Source organism: Erwinia mallotivora, from assembly GCF_000590885.1.
GTDB lineage: Bacteria > Pseudomonadota > Gammaproteobacteria > Enterobacterales > Enterobacteriaceae > Erwinia > Erwinia mallotivora.
In genome coordinates this window covers 1-14,767 of sequence record NZ_JFHN01000068.1, presented here as the reverse complement: position 1 = coordinate 14,767, position 14,767 = coordinate 1, and the positions used below count along the sequence as shown (strand labels likewise).

At 53.1% G+C, this 14,767-nt stretch carries 14 protein-coding genes and 1 pseudogene; 5 read left to right on the top strand and 10 right to left on the bottom strand.

Features of this window, described 5'->3' with window-relative positions; genetic code table 11:
- Positions 1-197: 197 nt before the first annotated feature.
- The 3 genes from prmC to hemA are packed head-to-tail and all read right to left on the bottom strand — an operon-like array spanning position 198 to position 3,399.
- Entirely contained in the window at positions 198-1,025 is an 828-nt protein-coding gene (gene prmC, locus BG55_RS17895; RefSeq protein WP_034940400.1) for a peptide chain release factor N(5)-glutamine methyltransferase, read from the bottom strand.
- On the bottom strand, positions 1,025-2,107 hold the full coding sequence (prfA, locus tag BG55_RS17890; protein ID WP_034940397.1) for a peptide chain release factor 1: 1,083 nt from the start codon (positions 2,105-2,107) through the stop codon (positions 1,025-1,027). Before prfA ends, prmC begins: the two co-directional genes overlap by 1 nt.
- 35 nt (positions 2,108-2,142) lie before the next feature.
- On the bottom strand, positions 2,143-3,399 hold the full coding sequence (gene hemA / locus BG55_RS17885; protein WP_034940484.1) for a glutamyl-tRNA reductase: 1,257 nt from the start codon (positions 3,397-3,399) through the stop codon (positions 2,143-2,145).
- Positions 3,400-3,624: 225 nt separating this feature from the next.
- On the opposite strand from hemA, the gene lolB reads away from it, so the two are divergent.
- The 3 genes from lolB (at position 3,625) to prs (ending at position 6,227) form a co-directional block, all read left to right on the top strand.
- Positions 3,625-4,248 carry a lipoprotein insertase outer membrane protein LolB gene (lolB, locus tag BG55_RS17880; RefSeq protein WP_034940396.1) on the top strand — a complete coding sequence of 208 codons (624 nt, stop codon included), beginning with the start codon at positions 3,625-3,627 and terminating at the stop codon, positions 4,246-4,248.
- Positions 4,245-5,150, top strand: a complete 906-nt coding sequence (gene ispE / locus BG55_RS17875) for a 4-(cytidine 5'-diphospho)-2-C-methyl-D-erythritol kinase (RefSeq protein ID WP_052018940.1) — start codon at positions 4,245-4,247, stop codon at positions 5,148-5,150. The genes lolB and ispE overlap by 4 nt, the downstream gene beginning before the upstream one ends.
- Before the next feature lie 129 nt (positions 5,151-5,279).
- Complete coding sequence (gene prs, locus BG55_RS17870; RefSeq protein ID WP_124232585.1) at positions 5,280-6,227, top strand: ribose-phosphate diphosphokinase; 948 nt, start codon at positions 5,280-5,282, stop codon at positions 6,225-6,227.
- Between the two features lie 106 nt (positions 6,228-6,333).
- On the opposite strand, the gene ychH is transcribed toward prs, so the two are convergent.
- Positions 6,334-6,606: a stress-induced protein YchH gene (gene ychH, locus BG55_RS17865; protein ID WP_034940393.1), complete on the bottom strand. Its 273-nt coding sequence runs from the start codon at positions 6,604-6,606 to the stop codon at positions 6,334-6,336.
- A 254-nt stretch (positions 6,607-6,860) separates the two neighbouring features.
- Here ychH and pth point away from each other — a divergent pair, with 254 nt between their 5' ends.
- A complete protein-coding gene (gene pth / locus BG55_RS17860; RefSeq protein WP_034940390.1) occupies positions 6,861-7,445 on the top strand; it encodes an aminoacyl-tRNA hydrolase in 585 nt (194 codons plus the stop codon).
- Between the two features lie 71 nt (positions 7,446-7,516).
- On the opposite strand, the gene BG55_RS17855 is transcribed toward pth, so the two are convergent.
- Both BG55_RS17855 and BG55_RS17850 read right to left on the bottom strand, forming a co-directional pair.
- Positions 7,517-8,167 (bottom strand): EAL domain-containing protein, encoded by a 651-nt coding sequence (locus tag BG55_RS17855; RefSeq protein ID WP_235192795.1) that lies wholly within the window; start codon positions 8,165-8,167, stop codon positions 7,517-7,519.
- A 143-nt stretch (positions 8,168-8,310) separates the two neighbouring features.
- A complete protein-coding gene (locus tag BG55_RS17850) occupies positions 8,311-9,792 on the bottom strand; it encodes a SulP family inorganic anion transporter (protein WP_034940388.1) in 1,482 nt (493 codons plus the stop codon).
- Between the two features lie 342 nt (positions 9,793-10,134).
- On the opposite strand from BG55_RS17850, the gene ychF reads away from it, so the two are divergent.
- On the top strand, positions 10,135-11,226 hold the full coding sequence (gene ychF, locus BG55_RS17845; RefSeq protein WP_034940385.1) for a redox-regulated ATPase YchF: 1,092 nt from the start codon (positions 10,135-10,137) through the stop codon (positions 11,224-11,226).
- A 249-nt stretch (positions 11,227-11,475) separates the two neighbouring features.
- Here the strand turns inward: ychF and BG55_RS17840 are convergent, their stop codons facing one another.
- The 4 genes and pseudogenes from BG55_RS17840 to BG55_RS22100 form a co-directional block, all read right to left on the bottom strand.
- Positions 11,476-12,150, bottom strand: a complete 675-nt coding sequence (locus tag BG55_RS17840; protein ID WP_034940381.1) for an RES family NAD+ phosphorylase — start codon at positions 12,148-12,150, stop codon at positions 11,476-11,478.
- Positions 12,143-12,901: a hypothetical protein gene (locus tag BG55_RS21535; protein WP_052018939.1), complete on the bottom strand. Its 759-nt coding sequence runs from the start codon at positions 12,899-12,901 to the stop codon at positions 12,143-12,145. The genes BG55_RS17840 and BG55_RS21535 overlap by 8 nt, the downstream gene beginning before the upstream one ends.
- A gap of 288 nt (positions 12,902-13,189) precedes the next feature.
- Positions 13,190-13,384, bottom strand: coding sequence for a YjfB family protein (locus tag BG55_RS17830; protein ID WP_034940379.1), 195 nt, complete (start codon positions 13,382-13,384; stop codon positions 13,190-13,192).
- A 476-nt stretch (positions 13,385-13,860) separates the two neighbouring features.
- A pseudogene (locus BG55_RS22100) lies at positions 13,861-14,767 on the bottom strand (hemagglutinin repeat-containing protein); the annotation flags it as partial.

Genomic DNA, 14,767 nt, shown 5'->3' with positions numbered 1-14,767 from the left:
CCTTCCGACAGGCACTGGTGGAAAAGCATCCCGCTTTTCAGTTCACTGACCAGCACGCTGAGGCACCAGACCTCAGAGCGACACAGATAATAACGCCAAACGGTTTTTCAGTCAGCCAGGTCTTTCGGCGGGAAGGGATAAAGCAAGAGTAAATCGCTCAGCCAGGCTGTACCAGTCAACGTATTGCGTCATCCTGGTTAAGGTTTTTGAGCATACGTTACCCGCTCATTACCGCCATAATCCTGGCAGGTTGCGACAGCAGAAAACCTGTTCTCGCTCAAAATTGTGCGCACTTCTCGCGCCTGCTGCCAGCCATGCTCCAGCAACAGCCATCCGCCCGGCAGCAAAAATTCACCGGCCGTTGCGGCAATCTGCCGGATATCCGCCAGGCCATTGTCAGCTGAAATTAACGCACTTTTGGGTTCAAAACGTACATCGCCCTGACAAAGATGCCCATCAGCAGCATCGATGTAAGGGGGATTGCTGACGATGATATGGTACTGCTCACCCGCCAGTGCGCTGAACCAGTTGCTCAGACGAAAGTCTGCATTGGTTATCGCGAGACGGTGAGCATTTTGCCGGGCGAGGGCCACGGCACCGGCAATACGGTCCACACCCGTAACCTGACAGTCCGGACGCTCACTGGCCAGCGCCAGGGCGACGGCCCCGGTGCCGGTGCCGAGATCAAGCACCCTGGCGGCAACAGGCAGGTGTTGCAGCGCCTGCTCCACCAGCAGTTCCGTATCAGGACGGGGGATCAAAGTATCAGGCGAAACGGCCAGAGAGAGTGACCAGAACTCGCGCTCCCCGGTGAGATAAGCAATGGGTTCGCCCCCGGCACGACGTGCCAGCAGTGTTGCCAGCCTTGCCAGATGTTCGTCACCGACGAGACTGTCGTCAAAGGCCATTAACCAACTGCGGGATTTGCCGGTGACAAAACCCAACAAAATTTCAGCATCGCGCTTCGGGCTGTCACTGTCGGCCAGTTGCAGGATCGCGGCCCGCAGCCACTGACGTATCTGCATTACTCCTGACCAGACAGCGCTGCCAGTTGATCCGCCTGGTGTTCCTGAACCACCGGCTCAATCAACATATCCAGCTTGCCCTGCATCACCTCTTCCAGACGATAGACCGTCAGATTAATGCGGTGATCGGTAATACGCCCCTGAGGATAGTTGTAGGTGCGATTGCGGTCAGAACGATCGCCACTGCCCAACAGATTACGACGCGTGGAGGCCTCTTCCTGCTGACGAGGCGACATCTCGACGGCGCGGATGCGCGAACCCAGCACGGAGAGGGCTTTCGCTTTGTTTTTATGCTGTGAACGCTCGTCCTGACACTCCACCACGATGCCGGTGGGCAGATGGGTAATACGAATTGCCGAGTCGGTGGTGTTAACGTGCTGTCCACCTGCGCCGGACGAGCGGAAGGTATCAATTTTAAGGTCGCCCGGATTGATGTCCGGCAGCTCAGCTTCCGGCACTTCAGGCATCACCGCCACCGTGCAGGCAGAGGTGTGAATACGTCCCTGTGATTCGGTTTCCGGCACGCGCTGAACGCGATGCCCACCCGATTCAAACTTGAGGCGACCATAGGCTCCCTCTCCCACCACTTTGGCGATCACCTCTTTGTAGCCACCGTGTTCGCCCTCGTTAGCGCTCATCACCTCAACTTTCCAGCGACGTGATTCTGCATAGCGGCTGTACATGCGAAACAGATCGCCAGCGAAAATGGCTGCCTCATCGCCGCCGGTCCCGGCACGGACTTCGAGAAAGCAGTTGCGCTCATCGTCGGGATCTTTCGGCAGCAGCAGGATCTGAAGCTCCTGCTCCAGCTTCTCACTGGCTTCACGGGCATCTTTCAGTTCTTCCTGCGCCATGTCACGCATTTCACTGTCAGCCAGCATCTCTTCCGCCGTGGCAATATCATCCTGAGTCTGCTGCCATCGCTGGAAACACTGGCTGACATCGGTCAGTTGCGCATATTCACGCGACAGCGCGCGAAAACGCTCCTGATCGGCAATCACACCGGCATCGCCCAGCATCGCCTCGACTTCTTCATGGCGTTCCTGCAAGGCTTCCAGTTTGGCAACAATAGAAGGCTTCATTAGTGGTTTTTTACCTTTATTCTTAAGAGAAAACGCTAATCCAGTCCAAGACCGTTGCGTAAAATTTGCAGGCGTTCAGTATCGCCGTCGCGGGCAGCCTGCTGAAGAGATTTTGTTGGGGCGTGTATTAAGCGGTTAGTCAGGCGGTGGGCCATGTCACGCAGCACCGCCTGGGGATCCTCCCCCTGTTGCAGCGCGGTAAGCGCACGGGCTTCAAGCTCCGCACGTACCTGATCGGCCTGCGAGCGGTAATCGCGAATAGTTTCAACCGCGCTCTGAGCGCGCAGCCATGACATAAACTCGCCGCTTTCCTGCTCAACGATGCTTTCTGCCTGCACGGCAGCGGCCTGCCGCTGCGCCATGTTACTTTCAATAATCGCCTGCAAATCATCCACGCTGTAGAGATACGCGTTGGGCAATTTACTCACTTCCGGTTCCACATCACGCGGCACGGCAATATCCACCAACAACATTGGCTGATTGCGACGCTTTTTTAACGCCCGCTCAACCATACCTTTGCCGATAATGGGTAGCGGACTGGCGGTTGAACTGATGATGATGTCCGCTTCCGCCAGACGCTGGTCAATATCTGCAAATTCAATCACTTCCGCGCCCACCTCATCGGCCAGCAGTTGAGCACGGCTACGGGTACGGTTGGCGATCAACAACTTCTGAACATGGTGTTCGCGCAGATGACGGGCAACCAGCTCAATGGTTTCACCGGCACCCACCAGCAACACGTTGACGGCAGAAAGAGATTCAAAGATTTTTCTGGCCAGTGAACAGGCTGCAAACGCCACTGATACCGCACTGGCACCGATCTCGGTTTCCGTACGTACGCGTTTCGCCACCGAAAATGACTTCTGAAACATTCTCTCCAGTTCGCTGGCCAGCGGAAGACCACGATGCGAATCGGCATAGGCTTTTTTAACCTGCCCCAGAATTTGTGGTTCTCCCAGAACCAGCGAGTCCAGTCCGCTGGCGACGCGCATAAGATGGCTTACCGCTTCATTACCGTGATGCCAGTAGAGACTGTTTTTCACCTCATCAACGTTCAACTGGTGATAATCACACAACCATTGCACCAGCTGCTGCTGCAAATTTTCCTGCTGCCCGACGCTCAGGTACAATTCGGTGCGGTTACACGTAGACAGCACCACCCCGCCCTGCACCAGCGGCTGGGAGAGGAGGCTGTCAAGCGCCTGGTCCAGAGACTCCGGCGAGAACGCCACACGTTCACGCAGAGCAACAGGCGCCGTTTTGTGATTAATTCCGAGAGCCAGCAACGTCATAAGGAATTGATTAGGGTTATCCCACTGTTGATAGGGTTTTGTGAGCCGCATTCTACAAGATGAGCAGGATCAATAAAAGTCGTCCTTGCCGTTGCTGTTAACAAGATATCTACCTTCGACATCAAACAGGACAAATTGAGCATTGACGTCGGGTTGCCGGGTCGCTAGCGTGAACGGTTGATTTGGGTATTGTTGCCCGCCCGGAGTCTGAGGAGCTGACCCCCTATGTTAATGCAGAAACGCCGTCTGATGCGGCTTCTACCCCTTGCCAGCCTGTTACTTGCCGCCTGTAGCATCAATAAACCCCAGGGGCCGGGGCAAAGTATTAATGCGCCCCAGTGGCAGCAACATCAGCAGGCCGTGCAAAAAATCACCGCATATCAGACCCGTGGAGCTTTTGCCTATCTTTCTGATAGCCAGAAAGTTTATGCGCGATTTAACTGGCAGCAAACCGCGCCGGATCGCTACCGTTTACTGCTGACCAACCCGCTGGGCAGCACCGAACTGCAACTGGATGCTCAGGGCAGCGTGGTGCAGATTGTCGACAACAAAGGTAAACGTTACGTCAGCAATGACGCAGAAAAAATGATTACCCAACTGACCGGGATGGCTATTCCCCTTAACAACCTGCGCCAGTGGATGATGGGCCTGCCGGGTGATGCCACCGATTACGCTCTGGATGACCAGTATCGCCTGCGTGAAGCACGTTACAGCCGCGACGGTCAACAGTGGACGGTGAACTATCTGGGCTATGACAGCAAACAGGATCCCACTCTGCCAGCCAGCCTGGAGCTGCGCGAAGGCAATCAGCGCATCAAACTGAAAATGGACGGCTGGACCGTTAAATGAGAAAGGACGTGTTGCGCGAGGAAACGCCGGTCGTTCGCTGGCCGGCTCCGGCCAAGCTGAATCTGTTTCTTTATGTCACAGGCAGGCGGCCCGACGGATACCATAACCTGCAAACCCTGTTTCAGTTTCTGGATTTTGGTGATGAACTGACCATTATTCCGGACCAGAGCGGCGAAATAAAGCTCACTACCCCTGTCGAGGGCGTTGCCGATGAGCACAATCTGATGGTGCGTGCAGCGAAGTTGCTGCGACAGCAGGCGGCGCTGCAAGGCACCCTGCCCGCACAGGCGGGAGCCACCCTTGCCATCAGCAAGAAGCTGCCGATGGGTGGCGGGCTGGGCGGCGGTTCATCCGATGCCGCCACGGTGCTGCTGGCACTGAATCATTACTGGCAAGCCGGTTTTACCCTTGACGAACTGGCCGCGCTGGGCCTCAAACTGGGTGCCGATGTGCCGGTATTTGTCCATGGCTTTGCTGCGGTAGCGGAAGGCGTGGGTGAAAAGCTGACGCCGGTACAACCGGCGGAGAAATGGTTTCTGGTGGTACATCCTGGCGTGCAGATCCCTACGCCGTTGATCTTCAGCGATCCGGACCTGACGCGCGATACCCCGCCACGCGGAATTAATGAACTGTTACTGGCGGATTACCGCAACGATTGCCAGTCAGTGGTAAGAAAACGTTTTCGCGAGGTTGAACAGCTTGTTTCCTGGCTGCTAGAATACGCGCCGTCACGCCTGACAGGAACTGGCGCTTGTGTGTTTGCCGAATTTGACACCGAGTCTGCTGCCCGTCAGGTGTCTGAGCTTGTACCGAAAAAGTGGCAGGGATTTGTTGCGCGAGGCGTTAACGTTTCGCCGCTCCACCAGTGCCTTTCGGTCCAATGCAATAAAGAGCTGCTGTGACATTCTCAACCTGATCCTGAGGTTGCACAGCACTCACAGACACATCCGTATGAACCAGTCAGCGGTATACCGCCCAGTGCTGCTGACCATGATGTTCATTCTCTGGACGCAAAGCCTGAGGTTCTTCTCGTGCCTGATATGAAGCTTTTTGCTGGTAACGCCACCCCGGAACTAGCACAACGTATTGCCAACCGCCTCTATACCAGCCTGGGCGATGCCGCCGTTGGCCGTTTCAGCGATGGTGAAGTAAGCGTACAAATCAACGAAAATGTTCGTGGTGGTGATATTTTCATCATCCAGTCAACCTGTGCGCCGACCAATGACAACCTGATGGAACTGGTGGTCATGGTGGATGCCCTGCGCCGCGCCTCGGCAGGCCGTATCACTGCGGTTATTCCTTACTTTGGTTACGCCCGTCAGGACCGTCGTGTGCGTTCTGCCCGCGTTCCGATTACCGCTAAAGTGGTTGCAGATTTCCTCTCCAGCGTCGGCGTTGACCGCGTCCTGACCGTTGACCTGCATGCTGAGCAGATCCAGGGATTCTTCGACGTCCCGGTTGATAACGTTTTCGGCAGTCCTATTCTGCTGGAAGATATGTTGCAGATTGGTCTGGAAAACCCAATCGTGGTGTCCCCGGACATTGGTGGCGTGGTTCGCGCCAGAGCCATCGCCAAGCTGCTGAATGATACCGATATGGCGATTATCGACAAGCGTCGTCCCCGTGCCAACGTTTCACAGGTGATGCACATTATTGGTGATGTTGCCGGTCGTGACTGTGTGCTGGTTGATGACATGATCGATACTGGCGGTACGCTGTGCAAAGCAGCAGAAGCATTGAAAGAGCGCGGTGCCAAGCGGGTATTTGCCTACGCCACACACCCGATTTTCTCTGGCAACGCCGTAGAAAACCTGCGTCATTCGGTGATTGATGAAGTGGTGGTGTGCGACACTATCCCACTGCCGGAAGAGATTAAAGCCCTGCCTAACGTCCGTACGTTAACGCTTTCCGGGATGCTGGCTGAAGCCATCCGCCGTATCAGCAATGAAGAATCCATTTCGGCCATGTTCGAGCATTAATCAGTGACGTTGCCGGATTGAATGAGAAAGGGACGGTTTCAACTGTCCCTTTTTTATTGCATTCATTTTTGCGTCCCGGCAACCCGGTCTGTTATCTCACGGGTTGCTAATGGTGTGGCGTTCTGCGGCAGCGTTTATCGCCGTAATGGCGTACCCAGTAATAGCGATCGGTAATTTTTTCCCGCCCGCTGATACGCGCCCCAACCAGCCACATCAGCGCGCCAACAAAAATGCTGAATATTGCGCCGTGAACCATAAATTCGGGTAACTGTAACTGCGGCAACTGGTTCAGTACCGCATATCCCACGCCAACCACCATCACCGCCAGTCCCAGTACCATCAGAGAGTTACCGGTTAAACAGATATGTTTACGTTTCATCGCTTACCTCCATACTGCGTGTAAAAACGGCTTACTGGAAATAAGTGTATGCAACAGTTAGCAAATTCGTTGCGCGACAGATCACATTTACTGCGTTAAATTTGACAAAAATTTACATAAACTGCGCAGGTTTATTTATAGAAACTGCATTATCACCGGCGTTAACTATTACCTGCTGACGCGCAGTTTTGAGTTCTCGCCTTACTCTTAGTAAACTGTGCGACCATTTCCGCACTCCTCAGGAACAGAGATAAGTGAGCAGCATCAAACTGATTGTCGGCCTTGCCAATCCTGGCGCCGAATATGCAGCCACCCGTCACAATGCGGGTGCCTGGTACATTGATTTACTGGCTGAACGTCACAATCAGTCCTTGAAAGAAGAAAGCAAATTTTATGGCTACACTGCCCGGCTGAATATCGGCGGTGAAGATGTCCGGCTGCTGGTACCCACCACCTTTATGAATCTGAGTGGCAAAGCGGTGGCGGCAATGGCTACCTTCTATCGCATAACGCCGGAAGAGATTCTGGTGGCCCACGATGAACTGGATCTGCCGCCGGGGGTGGCGAAACTCAAGCAGGGCGGCGGCCACGGGGGCCACAACGGCCTGAAGGACATCATCAGCAAGCTGGGCAATAACCAGAATTTTCACCGTATGCGCATCGGTATCGGTCATCCCGGCGACAGAAATAAAGTTGTCGGCTTTGTGCTGGGAAAACCTCCGGCCAGCGAACAAAAGCTGATTGACGAAGCCATCGACGAAGCCGTGCGCTGCACAGAGCTGTGGCTGAAGGAAGACCGTCTTAAGGCGATGAACCGCCTGCACAGTTTTAAGGCGTAGCGGGCGGTTTTGCCCTCTCACAGGCTGACATCAACGGAAAGTCTCCGTCAGTGACAGCCTGCCGACAGGGGTTATTGCGGATTGTCATGCAAATCGGAAAGCGGCATCACCGGCAAATAATAGCCCTGTACGCCCCAGATTTTGCTGTCAGCCAGCTTATTCAGCACCGGGGGGTTATCAACGCCTTCGACAATCACCCGGTTGGTATACTGACGAATATGGGCAATCAGCACATTAAAAAAAGGCTTTCCGACGTTGTTCAGGTAAAACTGCCGGTCCAGCTTCACGGCTTCAAACATGTTTGACTGAAGCGCATTCAGATTCGCCGCACCGGCCCCAAGATCGTCCAGCCACAGAATATTTAACTGCTCCACCAGCGTACGCAGGATGGGGTTTTTGGGCCCGTCGTGCAGATTGGGAAAATCCTCTGACAATTTGAGTCGCACAAACGGCAGATGGCGAAGAATCCGCTGAATGAAAACCGACTCAATCACTGCCTTCGCCAGCTGAAAATTAATCGTCACACAGCACAACAGATTATGCAGCCGGAAATAGTCCGCATAGTGCTCAATGGTCAGCAACTGATGCAGTAGCTGGCTTTCGGCAATCTGCCTGCTCCCCGACAGGCTTTGCCCGGGAGGAAAAATCATCTGACTAAAATCGAGAGCAATCAACTCGCCCGTCAGGTTATGGATTGGTACGCAAATCGTATTTTTCATCATGCTACAGAGCCAGTGTTCATAGCTTCCTGCCAGTGTTAAAAATCGTCGTACAGATAAACTTCAGCCGTTCATTCTGTAACATACCCATCAGTACGACGATTTTTTATTTTATATATCGGCAGAGCGGTGCACGGCTTTAAGCATTAACCCTTATCAGCGGCAACTTTATAATCGGGATCGTCCAGGTCAAAGCTACAGAACGGCCCCGCCTGTTTTAAAAGGCTGACGCAGTCCCGGCTGAGATGGCGCAAACGTACGTTTTTTCCGGCCGCCACATAGCGTGCAGTCAGTTTATCAATCGCTTCCACGCCGCTGGAGTCCATGACTCGGGTACGGGCAAAATCAATTACCATGTTTTGCGGATCATTTTCCGGATGAAACAGCTCGTGAAAACTGGCAACAGAACCAAAAAACAGCGGTCCTTCGAGTCGACATGTCTTCTCCCCTGCGCTCTCTTCTTCAGCAATAATGGTGATACGCGCATGTTGCCAGGCGAAGACCAGCGCCGAGATAATCACCCCGAAAATCACCGCCATTGCCAGATCGGTGTAGATGGTCACCACAGTGACGGCAATCATGATCACGGCATCGGGTTTTGGCATACGTTTCAGACGGCGCAGAGAGCTCCACTCGAAGGTGTTAATACAGACCACAAACATGATCCCGGCCAGCGCCGCGACCGGTAGCAGGGCGATATATTTTGACAGGCTGACCACAAAAAGGATCAGCAAAATCGCGCCCACCAGGTTGGATATACGCCCCCGTCCGCCCGACGTAAAATTGATAATCGACTGACCAATCATCGCGCAGCCGGCAAAGCTGCCAAAAAAACCGCACAGCGTATTGCCGATCCCCTGCGCCACACACTCTTTATTACCGTTGCCTTTCGCGCTGCCCATTTCATCCAGCACCGCCAGCGTCAGCAAAGACTCGATTAATCCCACCAGTGCAATAATCAGTGAATACGGCAGTACGATTTTCAGCGTCTGCCAGCTTAGTGGCGCATCCGGCAGGTGAAAAACGGGAAGCGAGCCAGAGATATCGGCAAGATCCCCTACCCGTTTGGTATCCAGGCCAAAGCCAATGGCGATGGCGCTGATGGCTATCAGAGCGGCGAGCGAGCCGGGAATCACTTTGGTAAATTTTGGAAACAGCCAGACAATCAACATCGCCAACGCGACCAGGGCATACATCACCGGTCCCTGATGCTTGATCATCGGAATCTGTGCCAGCGCAATGACGATAGCCAGCCCGTTAACAAAACCATAAATGGCTGGTTGAGGCACCAGACGAATAAACTTACCCAATCGAAACAGGCCAATTGCCAGCTGGATCAATCCGGCAAAGATAGTCGCCAGTAGCACATACTGATAACCGTGGGTCTGAATCAGGCTGACCAGCACCACCACAATGGAACCGGCCGCACCAGAAATCATGCCCGGCTTGCCGCCAAACAGTGCCGTCACCACACCCAGAATAAAGGCGGTGTGCAGACCAATGGTCGGTGACAAACCGGCCAGCAAAGAAAAGGCGGTGGCTTCAGGGATCAGCGCCACGGAGACGACCGCGCCGGCCAGCACGTCATTTTTGACGCGGGCAGCACTGAGGTTGCTCAGATTGAACATACTTAATTCCACTATTTATCATCATACAGAGGGCTTCTGCTGCGCCAGTAAATGGGCGTAGTCAGACCGGACAGAAAGACAGGATAAGCAGAGAGGAAAAACTCAGGGTGGCGTAAGCAACAGGCGATGCATCTGCGGGAACTCCGTCAGTTGTCAGGGAGCGACAGTATCCGGGAATGTGAACCAGATCTCAACCTCAATCCGGCGAGCCGAACAGAATTCCGCGCCATACAGAAAGCAATAACGTGTATAATGCGCCGAAAACGAGCAGTGATAACATTCAGATCATATCAGCCACACTAAGTATCCGGCTGATTATCAAGCGATTAAGGTGATTCAAACATGGGATTCAAATGCGGTATTGTGGGCCTGCCTAACGTGGGTAAATCAACCCTGTTCAATGCGTTGACTAAAGCAGGCATTGAAGCAGCTAACTTCCCGTTCTGCACCATTGAGCCGAATACCGGCGTGGTTCCCATGCCCGATCCTCGTCTGGATAAGCTGGCGGAAATCGTCAAGCCACAGCGTATTCTGCCTACCACGATGGAGTTCGTCGATATTGCGGGCCTGGTAAAAGGCGCGTCGAAAGGGGAAGGTCTGGGCAATCAGTTTCTGACCAACATCCGGGAAACCGACGCTATCGGCCATGTGGTTCGCTGTTTTGAAAATGACAATATTATCCACGTTAACAATAAAGTGGACCCGGCTGACGACATTGAGGTGATTAACACCGAGCTGGCACTGGCGGATCTGGAGACCTGTGAACGTGCGCTGCAACGTGTACAAAAGCGTGCCAAGGGCGGTGATAAAGATGCAAAAGCTGAACAGGCTGCGCTGGAAAAATGCCTGCCGCATCTGGAAAATGCCGGCATGTTGCGTTCACTGAATTTAAGCGATGAAGACAAAGCCGCGATTCGCTATCTCAGCTTTCTGACCTTAAAACCCACCATGTATATCGCCAACGTCAATGAAGACGGTTTTGAAAATAACCCTTATCTTGATCAGGTACGCGCGATTGCCGAGAAAGAAGGCTCAGTGGTCGTGCCGGTCTGTGCTGCGGTAGAGTCTGACATCGCCGAGCTGGAAGATGAAGATCGCGAAGAATTTATGGCTGAACTGGGTCTGGAAGAGCCGGGCCTGAACCGGGTTATCCGTGCAGGTTATGCCCTGCTGAATCTGCAAACCTATTTTACCGCCGGGGTGAAGGAAGTCCGCGCCTGGACGATTCCGGTAGGGGCAACCGCACCTCAGGCTGCCGGTAAGATTCATACTGATTTTGAAAAAGGCTTCATTCGCGCCCAGACCATCGGTTATGAGGATTACATCACCTTCAAAGGTGAACAGGGGGCAAAAGAAGCCGGTAAGATGCGTTCTGAAGGGAAAGATTATGTCGTGAAAGATGGCGATGTGATGAACTTTCTTTTTAACGTCTGATAATTTTGCTTTCTTAAACAGACCAGAGCAACCCGCAAAAAACCTACGCAATTGCGTGGGTTTTTTATTATCTCTGATTTTAAAACAGAGTTTTACTGCAATCGATATTCATTAAAATGGCACATTAGCTTAAATATCAGCTCTGCATATCCACAATAAGAGCACACACATCACTTTCTTATCTTAATTATTCATCCATTGCACTTTTTTCAATAATGATAAGCCTGTCAGCTCTTTAATGGCAGACGATTATAAAGTCCGTCCATCAAATAACCGCAGCCCCATTTCATCGGCAAGGTTTTCCACCTGTCTGAAAAGGCTGTCCGTAGCGAGTAATGATTGCGCGGCATGCACAGAAGGAATATCAGCCTCTGAAACTCTGGTGCCAAAAAGCATTATGGCCTGCTCCGAATGCTGTTTTGAAGACCACATCAGTCCATCAATATTCGGGTTATCCTGATAAAACCAGCCAGAAAGTTGCTGAGTAAAACAATAATGCGCCGCTGTGCATAACAGCAGATCTTCACGTTTAATCCCTTTTGCTTTAAGCATCGGTTCAGAAAGAAACAGTAATTTCAGATCGCGAGCTGGGTTGAGAATACTGTGCACCTGCGTATCAATTTTACTCAGGTCAAAACGGATACCTTTTGATGGGCTGGGAATATCATGAAAAATAGTTTCCATCATCGCTACAGCAGTATTAATTGCGCCATACAATGCAGGGACGACATCACCATTTTTATCATGGCAGGGACTGAAACGGGAATCGCCTCCCAGTGGATTGAACTGATTAGAACCAAACCTGCTCTGATGAACACGGTAGACAGCCTTCCCCCTCGGCCATGTTCTGACAGTAGCGTCACTGAACGTCAACGGCTCATTATCAGGATTGTTAAAAAAGGGATTCCCATCCCGGTCAGCCATGTGTCGCTCCTTCCGACTCCTTCCTTGCCGCCAGAATGATATTTTCAGGTTTAGTGGCTACCAGTTCTCGTGGAGCATGATTATCCAGCCAGCTGTTACGCTCATCGAACCATACCGCTGTTGCCCAGGCGGTTTTTTTGCTACCGAAAATGTCCAGAACCTGCTGGATCACCGGCAGTAAGGTCCCTGTATGATCGACAGCATATTCAGGATAGAGATCATGGCCCTCGTGACTCACCGCAAAGATTTTACCGGCTTTTTTCCAGCGGTTAGGTAGCGCATTCCGGTTCTTCGCCGTTGATCCAACAATGTCGGCCAATTGTTCGGACTTCAACCAGTGACTGTTTTCCAGTACTGAGGATTTAATCTGTTGGTTGCCTGCTTCCCGACTGCGATTACGTGGGATAACAGATTTTTCCCCTGCTGCGTCAATATCGCTGCCACCACGCCTCGCAGACAAAGTATTAAGCGCGGTTTCAACGGCTAATAACAGATCCTGCTCACTGAATTCCTCTTCAACTTCAATCGTAAGATAATGCTTTCCTCTGTTGAGAGCAGGTAATGTCTGCCAGCGCAGCCCATTCTGGCCGCCCCGCCTTGCCAGAATGTGATTAACCGACTGAAATTCTCTCACCGGTTCTTTGGCTGATGTTCGCTCTCCCCGCGTGGAGGCCGCAGCAGCGAGTTGCCGCCTTGCTCGTGGCTGAGGCTTTTTTTTCGCGAGTAAGTCAGTGGTTTTATCTTTTGACACAGCCCCTCCAGACCTGGTGATATTGGTGATAACGGTGATGTTCACACTTTAACCAAATAAGCATTAAAAAACCATTATCAGGGATGAATTTCAGGTCATGCGTTCGCATGGGTGCTCAGAATCTTTGCACAATCAATCAGCTACAGATAATCGTCACCAGACTAAAATGCTCGTCATGTCGAAAGACGCTTCAGAAGGCTTATCTTTTATTTTGTGATTTCAGGAATATCGACCTGGGAAGGGAAAGACGGGCAGCACTTCCATACTGCCCGGATACCACCCTGACTGTTACGCAGTGGTATTAATATTACGACCAATTGCCGGATTAGCTGGCAGCGATGTGGCAGAGACTGATTGCATCAGTGAGCTGACATTGTCAGCCTGCTGATCAAGCGTCTTACGCAACATAGTATTGTTAACCTCATTACGTACCTGCCACTGACTCATCGCTGATGACAGTGCCGTTATCTGCTGTGTATCCATAGATAAACCCTCTCTTTGTTCAGGCCTCACAAGGCCGTGACATGATACCGGTGATGGATTTCGTCGAACGAATCGACGTCATTGCTGCAAAGTTCAGGTTAACTCTTTTGACACCGGACAGAGTAAAGATTCGGGACTGATATACCCGTCCCTTAATGACCGGATGTCTGAGTTAACAGAGCATGCAGGATAATCACACTATCAGTTATCACTGCATCCTGAAATTCACAGACTGAATACGCCAGTCTAGTTCACGTTCAGGACCGGTGCATTATCAGAAAACTTTTTGTCGGGTTTATTCTTGTCAGCCCCCGCCACCGGGTCGGCTGCGCTCACCTGTAGCTGCTTGCTGGCGCTGATCGACAGGTTGCCGCAGGGATGGCGGCCACTCCCGGCGCTAAACGCGGGGGCGCAAGAACATAATGCGTATTTTATGCGATACAAGCCGCAGGACACGGCGAAGGAGAGCTGTGCAGGCGGCCGGCGCTGATCGACAGGTTGCCGCCGGTGCTGCCCACCGTGCTGGCGCTCTGGCTCTGCGTGCTGCCTTTGTCGCGCATTTCCGACAGCGATTTACTGCTGCCGATGCTGATGCCGATACCGCCGGTGCCCATCAGCCCGCTCTTCCGCGTTTCCGAAAAACGCCAGCTGGAATCGGTGCTGGTTGCCGCCGCAATCGCCAGGTTATTCCCGGCGGCAAGCGCCACCTGCCCGTCGCCCACCACCTGTGAGCCGCTGACCAGCAGGTCACTGCCCGCCCTGACCGACACGTTATCGCCGCTCAGCAGCGTGCCTTTCTCCTGCGTGGCGCTGTCTTCCTGAATGGTGTGGGTGGTCTTTTTGCTCAGCAGCCCTTTTTTAGTTTTCGTTTCTTCCCGGTAAAGGTAATCGCTTTCCGTCGCCGTGTTCAGGTTGACGTCGCGTCCGGCCTGCAACGCAATATCCTGCTTCGCCGTGACGTCGGCGGCATGTGCGGTGATATCGCGTCCCGCAACGAGGGTGGTGTTGCCGCCGCTGGCCATCTCCGTGCCCTGCTGACGCACGGTTTCGCTGATGACGGTTTTTTTACTGCCCTTTTCGCTGTAGCCGGAGCCGGTGGCGGCGGCCTCCAGCCTGATATCCCGCCCCGCGCTCAGTCCGACGTCGCCGCCTGCGGCCAGGGCCGCCGCCTGGCTGCTGATATCCTGTCCGGCGGCCAGCGTCAGGTTGCCGCCGCTGCTGACCGAGGTCCGGTCCAGCCCACCTGCATGGCTCTCTTTGTTGCCCTGCGCACTGTTCTGCGCGTTACCGGTTTTGCCCCGCTGATGGCGGCGCTGACGTTGTTGATGTTATTCAGCGCACTCAGTTGCAGGTCGCCACCGGCATTAAGCAGTCCGGCATTGA